The organism is Paenibacillus anaericanus, from assembly GCF_003994475.1.
In the GTDB taxonomy this organism is placed as follows: Bacteria; Bacillota; Bacilli; order Paenibacillales; family Paenibacillaceae; genus Fontibacillus; species Fontibacillus anaericanus.
This window is the reverse complement of the sequence record NZ_RZNY01000012.1, coordinates 116,555-135,622: the sequence shown is the minus strand read 5'-3', so window position 1 is coordinate 135,622 and position 19,068 is coordinate 116,555. Positions and strand designations below refer to the sequence as shown.

Annotated in this window: 13 protein-coding genes, 1 pseudogene and 1 other annotated feature; of the genes and pseudogenes, 13 read left to right on the top strand and 1 reads right to left on the bottom strand. The window is 42.1% G+C overall.

The window, feature by feature from the left end:
• Window positions 1-135 precede the first annotated feature (135 nt).
• The 6 genes from EJP82_RS15485 to EJP82_RS15460 all read left to right on the top strand — a co-directional run bounded on the left by EJP82_RS15485 (window position 136) and on the right by EJP82_RS15460 (window position 11,004).
• The gene (locus tag EJP82_RS15485) at window positions 136-1,491 is read left to right on the top strand and encodes a helix-turn-helix domain-containing protein (protein WP_127192967.1); all 1,356 of its coding nucleotides are present in this window, start codon (window positions 136-138) and stop codon (window positions 1,489-1,491) included.
• A gap of 137 nt (window positions 1,492-1,628) precedes the next feature.
• Window positions 1,629-1,862: a binding site (T-box leader), on the top strand.
• An 89-nt stretch (window positions 1,863-1,951) separates the two neighbouring features.
• The gene (locus EJP82_RS15480) at window positions 1,952-3,310 is read left to right on the top strand and encodes an amino acid permease (protein ID WP_127192966.1); all 1,359 of its coding nucleotides are present in this window, start codon (window positions 1,952-1,954) and stop codon (window positions 3,308-3,310) included.
• A 179-nt stretch (window positions 3,311-3,489) separates the two neighbouring features.
• Window positions 3,490-4,650 (top strand): cobalamin-independent methionine synthase II family protein, encoded by a 1,161-nt coding sequence (locus EJP82_RS15475; RefSeq protein WP_127192965.1) that lies wholly within the window; start codon window positions 3,490-3,492, stop codon window positions 4,648-4,650.
• An 826-nt stretch (window positions 4,651-5,476) separates the two neighbouring features.
• The gene (locus tag EJP82_RS15470; RefSeq protein WP_127192964.1) at window positions 5,477-8,956 is read left to right on the top strand and encodes an InlB B-repeat-containing protein; all 3,480 of its coding nucleotides are present in this window, start codon (window positions 5,477-5,479) and stop codon (window positions 8,954-8,956) included.
• A gap of 96 nt (window positions 8,957-9,052) precedes the next feature.
• Window positions 9,053-10,219: a DUF4317 domain-containing protein gene (locus EJP82_RS15465; RefSeq protein ID WP_127192963.1), complete on the top strand. Its 1,167-nt coding sequence runs from the start codon at window positions 9,053-9,055 to the stop codon at window positions 10,217-10,219.
• Between the two features lie 215 nt (window positions 10,220-10,434).
• A complete protein-coding gene (locus EJP82_RS15460) occupies window positions 10,435-11,004 on the top strand; it encodes an SF0329 family protein (RefSeq protein ID WP_127192962.1) in 570 nt (189 codons plus the stop codon).
• 83 nt (window positions 11,005-11,087) lie between these two features.
• Here EJP82_RS15460 and EJP82_RS15455 read toward each other — a convergent pair.
• Window positions 11,088-12,642 (bottom strand): annotated as a pseudogene (locus EJP82_RS15455) (flavocytochrome c).
• A 493-nt stretch (window positions 12,643-13,135) separates the two neighbouring features.
• On the opposite strand from EJP82_RS15455, the gene EJP82_RS15450 reads away from it, so the two are divergent.
• The 7 genes from EJP82_RS15450 to EJP82_RS15420 are packed head-to-tail and all read left to right on the top strand — an operon-like array spanning window position 13,136 to window position 19,044.
• The gene (locus EJP82_RS15450) at window positions 13,136-14,224 is read left to right on the top strand and encodes a methionine ABC transporter ATP-binding protein (protein ID WP_127192961.1); all 1,089 of its coding nucleotides are present in this window, start codon (window positions 13,136-13,138) and stop codon (window positions 14,222-14,224) included.
• Complete coding sequence (locus tag EJP82_RS15445; protein ID WP_127192960.1) at window positions 14,181-14,867, top strand: methionine ABC transporter permease; 687 nt, start codon at window positions 14,181-14,183, stop codon at window positions 14,865-14,867. The genes EJP82_RS15450 and EJP82_RS15445 overlap by 44 nt, the downstream gene beginning before the upstream one ends.
• Before the next feature lie 25 nt (window positions 14,868-14,892).
• Window positions 14,893-15,729 (top strand): MetQ/NlpA family ABC transporter substrate-binding protein, encoded by an 837-nt coding sequence (locus EJP82_RS15440; protein WP_127192959.1) that lies wholly within the window; start codon window positions 14,893-14,895, stop codon window positions 15,727-15,729.
• Window positions 15,730-15,782: 53 nt separating this feature from the next.
• Entirely contained in the window at window positions 15,783-17,006 is a 1,224-nt protein-coding gene (locus EJP82_RS15435; protein ID WP_127192958.1) for a M20 metallopeptidase family protein, read from the top strand.
• A 24-nt stretch (window positions 17,007-17,030) separates the two neighbouring features.
• Window positions 17,031-17,492 (top strand): S-ribosylhomocysteine lyase, encoded by a 462-nt coding sequence (locus EJP82_RS15430; protein WP_127192957.1) that lies wholly within the window; start codon window positions 17,031-17,033, stop codon window positions 17,490-17,492.
• Window positions 17,485-18,267: an SDR family NAD(P)-dependent oxidoreductase gene (locus tag EJP82_RS15425; RefSeq protein ID WP_127192956.1), complete on the top strand. Its 783-nt coding sequence runs from the start codon at window positions 17,485-17,487 to the stop codon at window positions 18,265-18,267. Before EJP82_RS15430 ends, EJP82_RS15425 begins: the two co-directional genes overlap by 8 nt.
• A 57-nt stretch (window positions 18,268-18,324) precedes the next feature.
• Entirely contained in the window at window positions 18,325-19,044 is a 720-nt protein-coding gene (locus EJP82_RS15420; protein ID WP_127192955.1) for a 5'-methylthioadenosine/adenosylhomocysteine nucleosidase, read from the top strand.
• Window positions 19,045-19,068 lie beyond the last annotated feature (24 nt).

Genomic DNA, 19,068 nt, shown 5'->3' with positions numbered 1-19,068 from the left:
TTGATAATATCCAGACCGACGAGGCCATTGATATAAAAATCATTGAACGACTTGAAAAATGGACAATTAATCATCTATTCTGACAAGTAACGATTTAACATTTCGCTTATAATGGAATCAGGATGAGGTGGGGCAATGAGCTGGATTGAGAAGATCCAAGAGGCTGTGGATTATATTGAAAACAATCTTCTGGAAGAACTTTCTGCGGAGGTGATCGGCAAAGCAATTAAGTACTCGTCGTCTTCTTTTCAAAATCTATTCAGTGCTATAACAGGCTATTCTGTAATGGAATATGTTCGGTTTCGCCGTCTGTCCTGCGCAGCGGATGAATTGATAGGAGGCAGGGTTACGGTAACGGAAATTGCCTTTAAATATGGATATGACACGGTGGAGGCTTTTTCAAAAGCTTTCAAGCGATTATTTCGCTGTGCTCCCTCCCGGATTGCCATTTCCGGTTTGAATAACTTCCGATTCGCTCCAATTTCCATACAGATCAGCATATCAGGAGGATTTAGTATGCGGAGAAATATTATTCCTAATTTGCAGAAGGTAGACTGGACGGATACGAAGCGTCAAAACGAATTTGTGAACAGTGTCGTTTCAACGCTTAACGCTATCGGCGAGAACCTGAATTATGATGATGTATGTGCAGTATCGGGTAGCGCGTTTCGCACTTCTTTCTCCATGCCGACAGCGGAACTATGGAATCATGGCAATTATCATGTCATACATACGCCGATCATCATTGAACATATCTTTAGAATGCTCGGATATCGGGTAACTCCCCATGTTCGGGGCACTTATGCGATCGACAAGAAGCTTATTATGGACAGTATTGATAAAGGTATCCCTGTTATTACACTTGAGGGCGTAATCAATTGCTCCGATGCTTGTGTCATTTCCGGTTACGATCAAGATGGAGATGTGCTGCTAGGATACAATCCCTTTATGTATTCAGAAGAGGATCATAAGGAGGAGCCTGACGATACTGGCTATTTCCGCAAATCGAATTGGCATGATGGATTTTTTGCAGAAGGCAGCAAGGGACGAATCCTCATTATCGAGGGAAAAGGCGAGGGGCTGTCCAAGGAGGAAATCTTTGCTGAAACTTTGAAGCTGATCAAACGGCTGATTGTGGAAGAGTATCTCACGCTTGGTCAATATAATGGTCTTGCCGCACATCAGGCATTTGTGAATGCACTTATGACTTATGATTGGGACGACCCTTTTGAGCCTTACCTCAATGTGATGTGCAACTACAAGCAATATTTGGATCGACAGTATGCGGTTCAGTTTTTTTACGATAACGGGAGAGCGGATCTGGCCTCCATTTATGAGCGGATTACCAGACTTTCTCTGGAATTGGAACGACTAATCCCACAAGATTTTTCGGCAGCGCATCTATTTGGTGATAAAAGCAGTTTAAAGCCTTATTGCAATATTTTGCTGGAAATATCCGATTTGGAAAGTGAAGCAGCTAAGCTGATGTAAGTAAAAACTAATTAATAGGTTTTCGATTAATATCATTTATGAATGCGTCATAATATTTTTGTGTTATTAATCATTGACAATCTAAATGCAAATCCGTATAGTACATTCTATTAATTGAAAATTTCGGATATAACATTACAAACACAATGATTGGGAGTAGTAAGAGTCTATTATTTGGCAAAGAGAGCTGCGGGTGGTGTGACGCAGTCCAATAATGCTCTGAACTCGCCCAGGAGTGGTAAGACAAAAAGAATAGTTGAACTATTCTCTATGTTTTAACGAGTAACCTTCGTTACAAGGTCTTAAAGCTGGGTTCATTATGAACCAACAAGAGTGGTACCGCGGTATGCATAAGGCATGTCGTCTCTTCTTTCATTTGATTATGAAGGAAGAGACGACATGCCTTTTTTCTATGAGAGTAGAGTGGAGTAAGTATAATATGTTTTTTGGAGGTATTGTTATGGAGAAAGACAATCAGAAATTGCAGCGTACAATGACTTCTCGCCATATTACGATGATGGCTTTAGGTGGTGCTATTGGAGCTGGATTATTTAAAGGAAGTAGTTCAGCCATTGATATGGCAGGTCCATCCGTTATTATTGCATATTTGATTGGTGGAATTATTCTATTATTCGTTATGCAAGGTCTCGCCGAAATGGCTGTTCGCAATAGTCACGCAAGAACATTTAGAGATTTAGTAGAATCGATTCTAGGAAAATACCCCGCTTATTTTCTAGATTGGATTTATTGGAAAATGTGGGTATTAAATATTGCGGCTGAAGCCGTTGTTGCAGCCATATTCATTCAATATTGGTTACCGGAATATCCAATTTGGATACTCGCTCTTTCCGTGTCTGTGATCGTGACAGTCATTAACTTATTGTCAGTAAAAGTATTTGCTGAAACAGAATACTGGCTTGCTTTAATTAAAATTACGGTTATTGTTGTGTTTATTATTGCTGGGTTATTGCTATTACTGGTCACCTTTGGTAATCATACAGCCGTTGGTTTTTCTAACTTAACAAAGCACGGTGGCTTCTTTCCCAACGGATCAACAGGAATTATTACTGCGATGCTTGTTGTGATCTACTCTTATGGTGGTACAGAAATTATTGGTGTTACGTTGGCTGAAACGAAAAATCCAGAAAAAGTTGTTCCCAAAGCCGTTCGCAATACATTAGTACGGATCATATCATTCTATATCATTCCATTCCTCATCATTGTAAGTCTAATTCCATGGAATGAAGTTAACGGCGTAGCCGAAAGTCCGTTTGTAATGGTATTTAAAATGATAGGAATTCCAGGTGCAGATCACATTATGAACGCTGTTATCTTACTAGCCATTATTTCATCAATGAATTCAGGGTTATATGGTGCATCACGCGTTCTATACACACAAGCTGTGGATGGACTTATACCACAAATCTTTTCCCGTCTATCTAAAAAGAAAGTTCCTGTTTATGCAATTTTAATATGTACTTCTTTTTTATATATTGGTGTAATCATTTCTTTGTTTGCAGGAAGTAAAACATTTGATTATTTAATGGGTTCTTTAGGATATACCGTTTTATTTATCTGGTTAATCATTGCGATTGCTCATCTGAAATCACGTGAAAATATGCCTGAACAAACAAGCGGCTACAAAGTAAAATTCTTTCCGTATACAACATGGATAGCCATTATTACTTTATGTGCTATATTGATTGGAATTATCTTTACAACTTCTATAATCGTCACAAGTATTACCCTAGCAATTTATATCCTGATTACGTTAACTTATATTTTCAAAGGACGCTTTACAAAGTCTAAGAGAGCGTAAAAATATCTTTGTAAATGAATAAATATAAAGATCGTCTATAATAGCTAGATGGTAAGCTTAGATACTCGTTATAACTTTTAACTATAACCAGATATTACTTTTAAGTGTTACGTAGATAGTCTTCCTCCATGCTAGAATCAAAGCACAGAAAGAGATTTGTTAAATGAGGAGGATTTTTCATGTGCAATAGATTTCAAATCGTAGGTAGCCTGTTACGTCCGTCGAATTTATTAGAATATAAACAGCAAATTGAACATCGTGATGATATCAGTTATCCATTTTACCAAAGTTTTCAAGGGTATGAGCAGTGTGAATCTGATGCGATTCAGGCTGTAGTCGATAATGAAATTAAAAATGGTTTGTCCATTCTTACTGATGGAGAATATTCCAAATCTATGTGGCATCTGGACTTTGTCTGGGGCTTCCAAGGGATTGACCGCTATATAGCGGATCATGGATATTTTTTCAGAGATACCGATGGAACTTCAAAATATGAGACTCGAAAAGATATTGGTTTGCGCATTACAGGTGAATTAGGTGGAAGGAACCATCACTTTATTCATGTATATAAAAAACTTCAGGCCCTTGCTGGCGACCGTGAAACAAAGCTGTGCGTACCTTCTCCATCACATATTTTTGGTGAGTTATCTTGGTCAGATAACATTGGTGGCAAAGATGCAGTTTATAAGGATAGACATGAGCTTGCAAACGGTCTTGTTAAGGCATATAAAGAAGTTGTGGAGGAATTTGCTGCTGCTGGAGGGAAAATCCTTCAATTCGACGATTGCTTATGGGAGCTATTTGCAGATGATAACCCGAACTCTCCATATACTGGACAGAATATCAATCAAGAGGAAGTACAGGCTCTAGCTACAGAATTTATTGACATTAACAATACAATAATTGATTTTGGTCATAGCCTAGGCTTGAAAATGTGGACTCATAACTGTCGTGGTAACTACGATTCCCGTAATATGGGTGGTGGCTCATATGCCAAAATTGCTAATCTATTCTTGAAGCAGCTTAAATACGATCGTTTTTTCCTTGAATGGGATGATGAACGTGCAGGCTCACTTGAGGCGCTTGCGGTTTTCAAAGATAAGCCTGAAACGGAAATTGTACTTGGATTGTTGTCTTCAAAAATCAATACGCTTGATGATGAGGCACGTGTAATTAGAATGCTTGATGAAGCATCGAAAATTATAGATAAAGATAGATTATTACTTTCTCATCAATGCGGTTTTGCGTCCTGTGATGGCGGCAATGAATTAACGGAAGATGAACAGTGGGCGAAAATTAAACAAGGACAACGTATTGCCCAGCAATATTGGGGTAAGTAGTATTTAACTAATCTTCAATATCTCTTATTGTTGAAAAACACTCAACACATGTGGAATCTTGATAAATTGAACGAAACTCGCTTATTGCGGGTTTCGTTTTTTTCTTTGCCAAAAACAACAACTTTAGTTGCTTGAAAGTAAAAAGATAGGAGTGGTATGTTTGCGTTATTATTCAATTCTGGATGAGTAGCAATGACAATATAAATTGATTCATTGGAGGTGACTACAACAGAGAATATACTTCTATTTGATCTAAAAGGGCATGATTTTCAAGATGCAATGAAACTATGAAACTACGAAACAAAAACAGGAGAGTGTAATATGATTAGTTCAAGATCAGCTTTAAGGCAAAGAAATCCGATCCGAAGATTTATCGTGTTAATGACAGTAATGGCCGTATTTTACGTATGTTAAACGTGAGTCTTGGAGGTTCATTAGACATCGAGTAGTAGCTAGAAACATCAAAGCCAGGATCTCCAAAAGTTATGAGAATTTTGTGAGAGGAAAGCTTAAGCTTTTCTCTTTTTCATTAAGGAGATGGAGTGGAGGTACTTGAGCAAAATAAGTTTGCCACTAAGTCGACCGATTTTCAGGTAATGAATTGATACTGAGTACTGGATTATTTCACAAAAAAATACATTTTGTCATATGACAAAATTGATGACAACGCTCACTATGACGAGGTGATATTTTTACGTATAGTAGTTTAAGAAAAAGCCGAATATGGCGCTATTTATGTGAAATGATCCTGAGTAGGAAGACGTAGTAATGTAGATGAGGAACCGCTTGACAATAATTCCCTTAGTATTGGAAGGAAGTGTGCGTGGTGAGAAAGAGAATTATCTCGATTACAAGTTTGCTAGTTGTGCTAGTTTGTATTGCATTCATCGTATTTCTTAATAATCAAAGTTTAGCTTCTGCCAATATAATTTCGTCACCTAGTTATGCAACAGAGGATACAACAATCGTTTACGAGGGTATTAATGCTGGAATGATTTATGAGGATGGAAACCTCGGGTATCTTGATGTAGGCTATCAAGGATCATATGGTGCTCCCTTAGAGGTTCAAGTATTACTAAAGTTTAATTTGCCAACAATCCCTGTAGGGTACGAAGTTGAAACTGCAAATCTGTATATCCCTGTAACAGGTGGTACTTTTCAAGGAACAACTGATTTCTCACTGAAAGTTTCTACGAGCACAAATCATAACTGGACTCAAGATGCTGTGATGTCACCACCAGCTCGAAGTCCAGGGTCTACACAATCAAGAACATTAGCCAATAATGTCCCAATACTTAAACCCACGCTAGCTCCCTTTGATTTTACTAGCTATATATCAGGAGAATTCACGAAAGCTACTCCTAGAGCAACCTTTATTCTTTCAGGAATGACAGCTCAAGAAGCCGCTGAAAAAGGTATAGCATATGTTGATCATTTTATACAAATGACCGAATCAAATGTGCATCCCGGCAATCTGGGTCCGTATTTGATTATTACATACTCCGAAATTGTCGACATTCAGATAACAGGAGTTCAAGATGGCGGTCTATACAACACGAATGTAACGCCACAATTTAACAATGGCACAGCAACTTTGAATGGAAATCCATTTACAAGTGGAACACAGGTTACTGCTGAAGGTTCATACACGCTAACGGTTACAGCCGGTAGCCAATCAAAAACGATTCAATTCCGAATAGATAAAACCCCTCCGACAGGGACGGTAATTGTAAATCAAGGCAATCAATATACGAATAGTGCAGGTGTATCCGTTTCAGTAACGCCAGACGTGGGAGTAAATGATATTACTCATATCCGATATGCGGTTAATGGAAATCCATTTACACAGATGCCTTATGTACCAAGCTTTATGCTAGGTATAGGAACTGTTAACGGAGAAAAAGTATTGAACTTTAAGCTTGTTGATGGAGCAGGGAATGAATCACCGGAATATCAAAGAACCATAACACTAGATACGGTAGCCCCAACAGGCTCTGTGGTTATTAATAATGGAAACGCATATACAACGAATCCTGATGTAATGCTTAATCTATCCCTAGGTAGTGGTGTGACAGATGTGGTAGGGGTACAATTTTCAAATAACAATAGTAATTGGTCGGGTGTAGAATCCTTTAGTTCAATTAAAAGCTATACATTACCAGCTGGAGATGGAAATAAAACGGTGTATGTACGTTTAATTGATCGAGCAGGCAATATTACCGTCATTCAAGACAGTATCCTTTTGGATACAACAGATCCAACAGGTACGGTCGTTGTGAATGGTGGTAGTTCCTATACGAATCTTTCGGATGTACTCGTTGAAGTTACACCAGCAACAGGTGTAACCGATATTACTGATATCAGATATACAATCAATGGATCAGCACCAACGACAATTCCTTACAGAAATAGCTTTGAGCTTAATGTAGGAAGTACCGATGGGGCAAAAGCAATTACTATTGAGCTAATCGATGGGGCAGGAAATATATCTCTTCCATACACATCAACCATTATACTAGATACTGTAGTCCCAACGGGTACTGTCGTTATTAATAACGGAGATACTTATACAGCAGAGCGTGAAGTAAATCTTGCGCTCACACCCGTGGTAAGCGTGACGGATGTCGTGTATGTAAAGTTCTCCAGTGACAATCTTTCATGGTCAGTTGATGAATCATATATTGCAAGCAAGACATATACATTTACATTGCCAGCAGGAGATGGTTACAAGACTGTTTATGTGCAATTTATTAATCATGCAGGTACGGTTGGGTCAGCTCAAGATAGTATTATTCTGGATATGACAGCTCCGATCATCAGCGGTGTAACAGATGGAGAAAGCTATAATTCCTCACGAACCATTACCTTTAATGAAGGTACCGCAACATTGAACGGCATTTCCTTTGCAAGCGGCTTACCTGTGAACACTGAAGGCTCCTATGAACTTGTTGTTATGGATGCCGCAGGTAACTCGACTACAATTACATTCAGCATCTTTAAATATAGAGTAAGCTATGACGGAAATGGAACTACTGGAGGACTTGTACCCATAGATAGTCAAACCTATGAGACTGGGGATAGTGTAACAGTAGCTGATAATACTGGAAGTCTAGTGAGAACTGGGTTTACGTTTAATGGTTGGAATACAGAAGCAGATGGAAGTGGGACAAGCTATGCAGCGAATGAGATATTCAATATAAGCGCAGCTAATGTCACGCTATATGCAATGTGGGATGTTAATCATTATACAGTGACATTTGAATCAAATGGAGGAAGTGTCATAGCGACTCAGAATAAATCATACAACGAAGCGGTAACCGAGCCGAGTGTACCAACGAAGCCAGGTTATACATTTGGTGGTTGGTATAAAGAGATGACATTAACAAATCAATGGATCTTCACGAAGGATCTAGTCATAGCGAATACGATGTTGTATGCGAAGTGGGTTGGTAATAGTTCCTCTGGAAGTAATGGAGGAGGAGGTTATATTCCAACACCACTACAAAATTCAACGGTATATTTTGAAACCAATGGCGGGAACGTTATAGTCAATCGATCTGTAGAGAATGATTCAAGGCTAGCAGAGCTACCCACCCCCACCAAAGCAGGATTTACATTTGGAGGCTGGTATCAAGATGTTGCGTTGACCCAAAAGTGGGATCTTCTAACGGACCGTGTGACCCAAAATACAAAATTGTATGCAAAATGGATTGCAAACACTTCCCCAGTACCGGGGCCGGGTCAAGAACCTGAGCCAACTCCAGGTGGACCGAAACCAGAGCTTCCGGTTGTGAGTTTCGATGACATTTCGGGACATTGGGCTAAAGGAACGATTGAGGAATTGGCTAGTCAAGGATTTATTACGGGGTATCCAGACGGTTCTTTTCATCCGAATGAATCAATTCAGCGCCAACATATGGCCCTGATATTCATGCGTGCTTTCGAGTTCGAACCAACACACGAGGCAGTATCCTTTTCTGATGTATCGTCAAGCCATCCGTACTATGAAGCCATTGCGTCACTTCAACAAGCAGGAATTATAGATGGATTAAATGGTAGATTTAATCCAAATGAACCTGTGACACGCGCACAGATGGCAAAAATTGTGGTGCTTGCCCTAAAGGTAGAACCAAGTGGAACAAGTACTTTCCAAGACGTGCCTTTGGCGCATTGGAGCTATGCTTACATCGCTGCATTAGAAGAACTGGGGATTGTACAAGGTGATAACGGTAAATTTAATCCAAATGAACCCGTGACACGTGCAGAGTTTGTCGCAATGCTGTACCGAGCATTGAATCTGACATAGTAAAGAGGAGTAACACAAAAGCCCTTCTAGCGAAGGGCTTTTATATCGTTTATACTTATAAGGCTAATTTACTTCCTAGGAGTTGTCTAACGAATTATGATAAAGAAAGAAGTCGCGCATATACGCAAGCAATTTAAGTTGGATCACGATCTGCTGAATATTTACGATATTCTCAACGTGTATATTATGAAGGAAAGTAACGAGATCTATCATTGGGAGCGACAGCCGTTTGGACTAGTGGACAGAGAAAAACAGGAGCTGTACATGGCCAATTTTAAAAAGCTACTGACCGGTGAATTAGATCAGAAGTTGTTCGAATTAAAGTTTCAGGAGGAAGCTGAGGAACCCACGCAGGTACTGCTTCACCAAGCTTTGGTGACAGGTGATTCTGATGAATGGCAGGACCTGATGTTGCTGTTGGTGGAGAAAATGTTGGCGGATACCAAGTATGAACGGGATACGGTGGTCACGTTCGTTCGCGGACAATATTTCCGGCCCACCAAGGCCAGAAACGATGAAGCCGAAGAGAGCGAGAAGAATGAAGTGTTCGCCAATCCATTCATTCTATGCAGCGTGAATTCCACGGAGAAGCCACGGAATTCTCTCTTGTTTGATTATGTGGAGAGAGAATTTAAGTACAATATCATTGTAGATCCGATTATCAAGTTAAGTGCGCCGGAACAAGGCTTCTTTTACCCGAGCGTGACGGACAACTATTCCGATGTGAACCGCATTCTGTATTGTACGGCAAAATCGAATTTTCCTGATCCGCACTTTATCGGACAGGTCTTGAATGCCGAAAGGTCCGTAACGGCACTGGAAGAGAGAGCCATCTTCGAAGAGATCGTGAAGGAAGTAGTGGGTGAACAGCTCGACGTAGCTACCCTCGCACAGGTGTACGAGGAAATCCACCAGTTAATCGAAACCAACGAAGATGAGGATGAACCTCCGAAGCTCGATTATAAAGATGTAGAGCGCGTGCTGACGGTAAGTGGCGTAGAGAACTTGACGACTGAAAAAGTGGAACGGGCATTCCAAACAATCGTCGATGATAAGAACTATGAAATGAAGGCGAACAGCGTTATGCCGAAATTTACTTCAAAATCGATTAAGATCGATACAAAGGTAGCCACAATTTCGGTAAGCCCGCAGGATTTAAAGTATGTAAAACAGGTGAATTATCAAGGGAGACGATGCATCCTGATTGAGGTCGACGAAGATGCAGTGATCGAAGGATTTACGCTCAGTACTGAGACGATTTAGACTCGTTTGATAGCGTTGGTTGTTGAGATATATTGTTGGAAACGTTATGGGCTATCCTTAGAGTCTTTGATAAAGACTTGGGATAGCCCATGTTGTATTCGTATCACAACAGGTGAATTCATCGTTGGCAAACGTTCGCTCTACTGGGGCTTGCGGAGGTTTTCGCGATGCGGTATAGATAAAGTAACTAAAATATAGAACATAGGGGGAATTACATGTCCTGGAGCAAATTGAAGCAACAACTGGAGAGTTTTCTCTGTCCTGCGTTATATGGAAGGGTAGAATACATCGCTTCTAGCTATCGTTATTTACCTGATAAACCAGGGATTTGTTATATTGCGGTAGATAAAAAAAATATGCTCAATATGAGTGATAGAACGACCTCAATCAGATGGTATCAGACGGAGCTGGAAATTAAGAATGATTCAGATATCCAAATTCCTATCAACAATGAAGAAATTGAAGCGATCAGAAAAGATACCAAGGGAGTAGTTCCGGAGGATCGCCTAAAAGTAATTGCAAGAAGTAGAAAAATATCTGAATATGCAAAAGAGCTTCTGTCAGCACAGTCATCATTAAGTAAATCAAATTTTATCGTTGTGGCTACTAAGTTTTTATCTACTTCTATAGAGGAAAGCTTAGAGAGCAATGATATCTTATTGAATATTCTTGCATTGGTGGACAGACGAGTTGGAAAAAAACGAATTCTAAATATGTCCGAGAAGATGAAGTTAAAGCATCCAATTGTGCAGTACTTCTATGAACTACGGCTTAGTACGTTATGAGCTAAATAGCTATGTATTACGCATAATACAACAACCGCTTGGACCATTTTTAGTCCAAGCGGTTGTTTATTAGTTACCATACTTTATTTGTTTGCTTTTACGAATTCAGCAGATTGTATACCCGCTTGACGGCCGAAGATAATGATTTCGGCAACAGAGTTGCCGCCGATCCGGTTTTGTCCGTGGAGTCCGCCTGCAACTTCACCCGCTGCAAAAAGGCCTGTAATCGGCTCACCGTCTTTATTTAAAACTTCTGTATTCGTGTTGATGTTTACGCCACCCATAGTGTAGTGGATCCCTGGGGCGATTTTGATAGCATAGTACGGTGCAGTGGACAAGTCGTTGTCCATCCCTGTTGTTCTGCCGAACTCGGCATCGTCTTTTTTGTTCACGCTGCTGTTCCATGTATCCAGTGTCGCCTTCAGATTATCCGCCGGAACCTCCAATTTTTCAGCTAAAGCCTCGATGGTATCTGCCGAAATGACAAAGCCCATTTTCTCATATTGTTCAATCGCTTTTACACGACTTTTCACACCGGAATCAAAGACTAGCGTAGCTGATTTTTCAGAAAGTGCATTAATTGCTGCAGTAACATTATCGCGTGTATCCAACTCGTTGGTGAAACGCTCGCCTTCATTGTTAATCAGGATAGCGCCTTCCCCGCGAACGGATTCACCGATCAGATAGGATTGTTCTTGTTGTACGGTTGGGTGAACTTGGATTTGATCCATATCAACCGTTGTACCTCCAAGTGCTTCAATCATCTTGATACCGTCACCAGTACTGCCTTCTTGGTTTGTTGTTACATAGCCCTCCAAATCAGGTCTAGACTCGGTAATCAGATCCATATTGGAGCCAAAACCGCCAGTGGTTACGACAACCGCATCAGCTGTAATATTTTTTTCGTCTGTCTCGTTGAAAACAACTTTGACGCCGTTTACTTTTCCATCATTTTGTGTAATTTCTGTTACTTTCGCATTTACAAAAAGAGGGATTCCTTGTTCTTGTACATTTTTCAGCAATCCGTCTACAAGGTATTGACCTACCGCCGAGCCGTCCTCAGGACGATGTGTGCGCTTTTCGCTCATGCCTCCGGTAATGGTGAGATTGTTCAATCTAATGCCGATGGAATCCAACCAACCAATCAATTGCATCAGCGGAATTATCAACGAAGTAACGGAGTAATTCTGTGTTGTTTGTGCCCTTACCGCCTGCTAATGTTTCTTCATAAAATGAATCATTACTGTCTTCTATGCCCTGCTCTTTTTGGAATTTCGTTTCAGAAGCATTCATCCCTGATGATGCTTTTAATGTATTTCCACCCGCTACCGGCATTTTTTCAAAAATAACCGGGTTCATGCCGTTTGCCTTTGCTTCAAGCGCAGCGGTCATCCCAGCACCACCTGCACCGACAATGATGACATCATATTGTTCTTTCAGTTGATCGATAGGAGTATAACTTGCTTGGGAAGCTCCCGATGTAGAATCAGTTTCTGTTTGCTCATTGACCGTGTTCTTTACATTGCTGTTACCGCTGTCGTTGCTGCTGCCCCCGTTGCTGTTCCCAGTGCCGCATCCTGCGATCACAAGCGTCGCTGAAAGAACGAGAGCTAAGACTGATGATAGTTTCTTCTTCATGGTAACCCTCCACTATAATTCGTTAGTTTTAGGATGGACGAAAAAAGAGGAAGTAACATAGGAGATAGGGAGGTTAAGGAGTGTGAGAGCCACGAGTTCTCCGAACTTCCATTCTTCTTTGGTTACGTCCCCGGTTACTCGCTATCCTTTTTGACATGAAAAAGTATAGCATTAATCATATCATATGTGAATCTTTTCACAATTATTTTTGAAATTTCGCCATATTTATTTCAGTTCTATTAGGACTCAAACCAATCTATATCTGAAAAATAGATGAACCAGAACTCTATGAACACATAGTCAGTAGTAAAGCCAGCACATAGCAGCCGTTCCAACAAGGACACTACAATGCATGCAAACATCGTAAAAAACGGTCATTGACAGGCTATATGAACGATGCTATATTAAAGCCTATAATTTCTATCAAATAACTATGGATTAAAATACGCCATGTTTCATCATAGACAGGCATAAGTTTGGGGGGAACAGCGAAATGTCAGGAGAAGAAAGCTTCATCCAAATGAAACAGGTAACGAAAAGCTTCTATAAAGATACAATTGCTATTGAAGTATTGAAGGATGTAAACCTTGAGGTGGACAAGGGCGATATATTTGGCATTATTGGCTACAGCGGTGCTGGCAAATCTACCTTGATTCGATGTATTAATGGGATTGAGAGCCTGACGAGCGGCGAAGTGATCATCGATAAGCAGATTGTTAGCAATCTAACGGGCAAAGAACTGCGAGGCTTCCGTAGGCAGGTGGGCATGATTTTTCAACAATTCAATCTGATGCCTTCCCGCACTGTTTACGGCAACATTGCGTTGGCACTTCGAAACAGTGGATTAAGCAAACAGCATAAAGAGGAACGTATTATGGATTTACTTGAATTGGTGGACATTCGGGACAAGCGCGATGCCTATCCTTCGCAGTTGAGTGGCGGGCAGAAGCAGCGTGTAGCGATTGCTCGTGCTCTGGCCAATCATCCCAAGGTATTGTTGTGTGATGAAGCGACCAGTGCGCTTGATCCGCAAACAACCAAGTCCATCTTGCAGTTTTTAAAAGACTTGAACCGAAAATTGGGAATTACGATCGTTATGATTACCCATGAGATGGGGGTCGTAAAGGAAATCTGTAACAAAGTGGCGATCATTGACCAAGGTGTGATTCTGGAGCAGGGCGATGTTTTCTCTGTCTTCTCCAATCCAAGAGAGCCGTTAACCAAGACCTTTTTGGAAACTACGTCTAATCTGAGCAAAGTGGATGAGTTGATTCGTGTGAACTCTCCATTGGTACAACTGGAGGAAGGCCAGGTCATCCTGAAATTAACCTATACCAAAACAACAGTCTCGGAAGCACTGATTTCAGAGGTTTCCAGAAGATTCTATGTGGATTTTAATATTATTGCCAGTGATATAGAGATTGTAAATGATATGCTGCTCGGTGGGCTTGTCGCGGTCCTGAGCGGCGAACAAGCCAGCATTAATCAAACCTTGATCTATTTACATCAAAAAAATGTTGCCGTGGAGGTGATCAGGGATGCTCGATCAAGTGATCAACAAATTGCTGCCGAATGTGTCTAAATTGTCCGATGTTTTTTATGAATCTGTTCTTCAGACTTTGCAAATGTTTGCTATCGCAGGTTGCATTTCGTTTGTACTTGGTTTGTTTTTTGGTATTGTTCTGCTGGTTTGCAAACCCAATGGCATTCTGGCAAATAAGTGGGTCTACTACTTACTGGATAAGGTCATTAATGTACTGCGTTCCATTCCATTTATCATTATGATTGCCTTGCTTATTCCGTTAACCCGACTGCTGGTAGGAACGGCAATTGGCACGACAGGTGCGATTTTCCCACTGGTGGTTGGCATCACCCCTTTCTTCTCCCGTCAAATCGAATCTGCACTGAGCGGGATCGATCCTGGATTAGTAGAATCAGGAAAAGCGATGGGCATGAGTGCGAATGAATTAATCATTCATGTTTATTTGAAAGAGAGTATTCCAGCTATTGTGCGGGCCACAACCATTACCAGTGTGAACTTGATTGGGTTGTCCGCAATCGTCGGGGTAGTTGGCGGCGGTGGTATTGGGAACTTTGCGATTATGTATGGTTATCAGCGAAATCAGCTTGATGCGACCTCTATTTCGGTCATTGCCTTGTTGATTATTGTAAGCATCATTGAATTGGTGGGGAAAAGTGTTCTACGAAAGACTACATACTATTAAACAAACTTGAGGGGGAAACGAGAATATGAAATTCAGACTATGGGTAAGCGTATTGTTAGTATTTGCTGTAATCTTGACAGGATGTGGTGGCAAGAAGGACGGTGAAGCTTCGATTGTAAAAATCGGGGTTGTAGGGGAACCACAAAAAGTCATTTGGGACGCTGTGAAGGAAAATCTGGCGGCAGAAGGCGTAGAAGTTGAACTTTCGTTTGTCTCATTTACGGATGGAATTATTGCCAATCAGGCATTAGCGGATAAAGAACTGGATTTCTCATTGTTCCAACATTATGCTTTTCTCGAACAAGAAGTAGCGGACAAGGGATATGACTTTGCCGTAATTGGTGAAGCGTTGGTAGCGCCGCTTAGCGTATATTCCAAAAAAATTACTGATGTGAATCAGATCAAAGACGGGGACAAGATTGCTATTCCAAATAATGCGACAAATGCGGGCCGAGCGCTGAAAGTGCTGGAGCGTGCCGGGTTGATTGAGGTGGATGCCAGCAAGGGCTATATGCCAACCGTACAGGACATTACAGCGAATAAATTCAATCTGGAAATTATTGAAACAGATCCTGCGCTGATACCTTCCTTGTTGCCTGACCTTGCTGCTGGTATTACCAATAGCGGGATGGCGATTGATAATGGACTGAGCCCAATCACAGATGCGATCTATTCGATTCCAGTCGATGCCAATGACGAGAATATCAAACCGTATATCAACATTTTTGTAGCAAGATCGGAAGACAAAGACAATGAAACCTACCTAAAAATCGTGAATGCTTACCGGCAAGACAATGTTGCAAAGGCGATGCTGGATGAATATAAGGGCGGCTTAATTCCTGCATGGGACTATCAAAAGTAATGCAACCAATCAAGTATCTGCAGGCATACAGCAACAGATAGGAGGAACAGCATATGAGCGAGTGGTGTATTGCAGAGGAAATTAAGAAGCATACCGATATGTTGATTCAGTGGCGTCGCTATCTACATCAGCATCCGGAATTATCTTTCAAGGAGTTTGATACTGCCCAGTATATTGTGGCACAAATTGAAGACATGAACCTGCCTGTGGTGATTACACGGCCAACACCGACAAGTGTTGTTGTCCATCTAGATGGCGCAAGAGAAGGGTCGACTATCTTGCTGCGGGCTGATATTGATGCACTTCCGATTCAAGAGGACAATGATCTGGCCTTCAAATCAGTCAAGGATGGCATCATGCATGCCTGCGGACATGACGCGCATACTGCGATTTTGCTAGGCGTTCTGAAGATTCTGGGCGAACATGCCAAGCAGATCAAAGGTACAATCCTCTTCGTGTTTCAAGCCGCAGAGGAGGTAGGCGGTGGCGCAAGGGAACTGATCCGTACAGGTATTTTGCAGAATGTCGATCAGGCCTATGCCATTCATGTCTCGCCTTCCATTCCAATAGGCCAATATGGTATAGGTTATGGCGCGTTGATGGCGGCTGGTGAAGCTTTTGACGTGGAAATCTTGGGTAGCGGCGGACATGCGGCCAAGCCGGAGGAAGCAAATGATCCGATTAACGTGGCCATTCAGGCGATTACTGCAGCGAAACAGCTGTTGGAACGCAAGACCGATCCGCTACAACCCAAACTAATGTCTGTCACCTATTTCAACGCTGGAAGAAACAATAATGTGATCTCCCAGCAGGCGAAATTTGGTGGGACATTACGAACGTTGGATGTGAATTTGTTGCAGGAGGTCAAGGCGCACCTGGTTCAAACATTAAAGCATGTGACTGCCCTTTATGGAGCAGACTTCCACATCCGGTTTGAAACGGATGGCTTACCGCCAGAGGAGCCACCATCCCAGGCGTTGTTCAATGATTATCAAACGACTCGTCTTGCGGCGAGCGCCATCGAGAATCACCTTAGCAAAGACCGCATCACGACTGTCCAGCCATCGTTGACAGGTGAGGATTTTGCCTTTATCTCGGCGCTTGTGCCTGCGACAATGGTGTTTGTGGGGACAAGAAATGAAGCATTGGACGCCGTTTATCCGCTTCATCACCCTAAATTTCGAATTGATGAAGCCGTATTGGAGAATGGTGTTGCCTATTTCCTTAGTCTTGTAACAGAATTGGCTGTGTTGGAACAGCCCGTAACTACCCAATAAACTAACAGAAAAGAGATGTTCATTATGGCAGAAATCGAAAGCTTTCAACTGGATCACAATATCGTCAAGGCTCCTTATGTTCGAGTAGCGGGATTGGAACATGATGAGAAGGGCAGCACGGTGCAAAAGTATGATTTGCGTTTCCTGCAACCGAATAAGGATGCGTTGCCGACGGCAGCGGTACATACCCTGGAGCATTTACTGGCCACCTATTTGCGGGATGAAATTACGGGTGTTATTGATATTTCCCCAATGGGCTGTAGAACTGGTTTTTATATGATTTTGTGGAACGAGCATGAACCGGAAGAAGTTGCATCTGCACTTGAAAAAACGTTAAAGCGTATCTTGGAGACAAGGGAAGTACCTGCGGTCACGGCCTTGCAGTGCGGTAATTATAAAGATCATTCACTGTTTTCGGCACAGGAATATGCCAGAATTGTGCTAGAAGCAGGTATTAGCCGCGACGCCTTCGAGCGTATTGTGTAGCTGCGATGATTACCAAGATTTATCCAATCAGCTAGCTGTCGTGACTGGAGGTCGTTCAGGAATCGGCAAAGGCGTAGTAGAACAACTGCTGATAGCAGGGGCTAACGTGATTTCTGCAGATATCAGCATTGAGCAGGAATACCACCTTGTTCATACACATTTGATCGAAACGCGACTCGACTTGTCCCAGTCGGCTGATGTGGAAAGATGGCTGTCGGTTGTGTTTGACAAGGCGGGTGTTCCTGACATCGTGGTGAACTGTGCTGGAACCTCTACGATGGATTATGTGATCGACAGCAAGCTGTCTGATTGGGAAGAAGTGTTCTCCATCAATACAACTGGATTGTATTTGACCTCCAAACATTTTGCCAAGGCCATGGTCGATGCTCAAAAACCGGGACGCATCATTCAGATTGCTTCCCAGGCTGGCAAGAATGGCTATCGGGCGATGGGAGCGTATTGTGCTTCCAAGCATGCGGTTCTTGGACTTACAAAAGTGATGGCTGTTGAACTCGCCAAGGATGGTATTCTGGTTAATGCGGTTTGCCCGGGAATCGTTGAGACGCCGATGAAGCATCGGGAACGTATTGAAGGCGGCGCCATCCGCGGTATGACAGCCGAGGAGATTTATGAAGAAGACTGTTCACAAGTTCCACTTGGCCGTACGGCTGAAGTGGAGGATGTCGCGGGTGTTGTAGTGTTTCTAGCGAGCAAGCTGGCTGCTTACATGACAGGCCAAGCGATCAATGTGACGGGCGGAATGACGATGCATTAGACGGTATCGCAAGATTTCAATAAGAATAGCAACTTACGCAAGGAGTTATGAATTTATATGAAGATTGCCGTTATTGCCGCAATGGCGCAAGAGATAGGTCCGCTGCGTGCCAAGGCGGATCTGCTGAATAAAGTGCAAATTGGCAAAGTCATGATCGAAGAGGCTGTATTGGATGGGCAGGAGTTGCTACTCGTCGAAGGCGGCATTGGCAAGGTAAACGCCGCAGTTGCCACAACTATCTTGATTGAAAGATATCGTCCTGAGTTGATTATTAACATCGGATCAGCGGGAGCTTTTGATCACAATCTGAAAGTTGGCGACGTGGTTGTTGCAACTGAGTTTAAATATGGTGACGTGGACGCGACCTGCTTTGGCTATGCGAAGGGACAGGTTCCTCAGATGCCGGCAGCTTATCCCATGGCAGCCAAGTGGTTGGAAATCGTGATTCAAACGATCGCCAGCCACGAGTTCTCCTATGCTATAGATCGCGGATTGGTGCTGACGCTGGATTCTTTTATGAGCAGCCATCAGCGAGTCGAGCAGGTTCAGCATGATTTTCCGGATGTGAAAGTGTCTGACATGGAAGGGCTGGCGATTGTACAGGCAGCTGACCAATACGGCATTCCGGTTATCGGCATCAAGGCGGTTTCCGATATTGCAGGGGAAGAGGAAGGTTCAACCAACAGTTTTACGGATAACTTGCATTATGCGGCGGATACTTCTTCTCATTTCGCAGCGCTTTTCTTACGTCAGTTGACCTCATTAGCACTTACTTAACTACGAACAGTGCTTGAGCGTGTA

Excerpts from the sequence above, each read along its gene's own strand:
- EJP82_RS15445 (WP_127192960.1), top strand. The coding sequence starts at position 14,181 with ATGCTCGATCAAGTGATCAACAAATTGCTGCCGAATGTGTCTAAATTG.
- EJP82_RS15420 (WP_127192955.1), top strand. The coding sequence starts at position 18,325 with ATGAAGATTGCCGTTATTGCCGCAATGGCGCAAGAGATAGGTCCGCTG.
- EJP82_RS15450 (WP_127192961.1), top strand. The coding sequence starts at position 13,136 with ATGTCAGGAGAAGAAAGCTTCATCCAAATGAAACAGGTAACGAAAAGC.
- EJP82_RS15485 (WP_127192967.1), top strand. The coding sequence starts at position 136 with ATGAGCTGGATTGAGAAGATCCAAGAGGCTGTGGATTATATTGAAAAC.
- EJP82_RS15480 (WP_127192966.1), top strand. The coding sequence starts at position 1,952 with ATGGAGAAAGACAATCAGAAATTGCAGCGTACAATGACTTCTCGCCAT.
- EJP82_RS15475 (WP_127192965.1), top strand. The coding sequence starts at position 3,490 with ATGTGCAATAGATTTCAAATCGTAGGTAGCCTGTTACGTCCGTCGAAT.
- EJP82_RS15430 (WP_127192957.1), top strand. The coding sequence starts at position 17,031 with ATGGCAGAAATCGAAAGCTTTCAACTGGATCACAATATCGTCAAGGCT.
- EJP82_RS15435 (WP_127192958.1), top strand. The coding sequence starts at position 15,783 with ATGAGCGAGTGGTGTATTGCAGAGGAAATTAAGAAGCATACCGATATG.
- EJP82_RS15440 (WP_127192959.1), top strand. The coding sequence starts at position 14,893 with ATGAAATTCAGACTATGGGTAAGCGTATTGTTAGTATTTGCTGTAATC.
- EJP82_RS15465 (WP_127192963.1), top strand. The coding sequence starts at position 9,053 with ATGATAAAGAAAGAAGTCGCGCATATACGCAAGCAATTTAAGTTGGAT.
- EJP82_RS15460 (WP_127192962.1), top strand. The coding sequence starts at position 10,435 with ATGTCCTGGAGCAAATTGAAGCAACAACTGGAGAGTTTTCTCTGTCCT.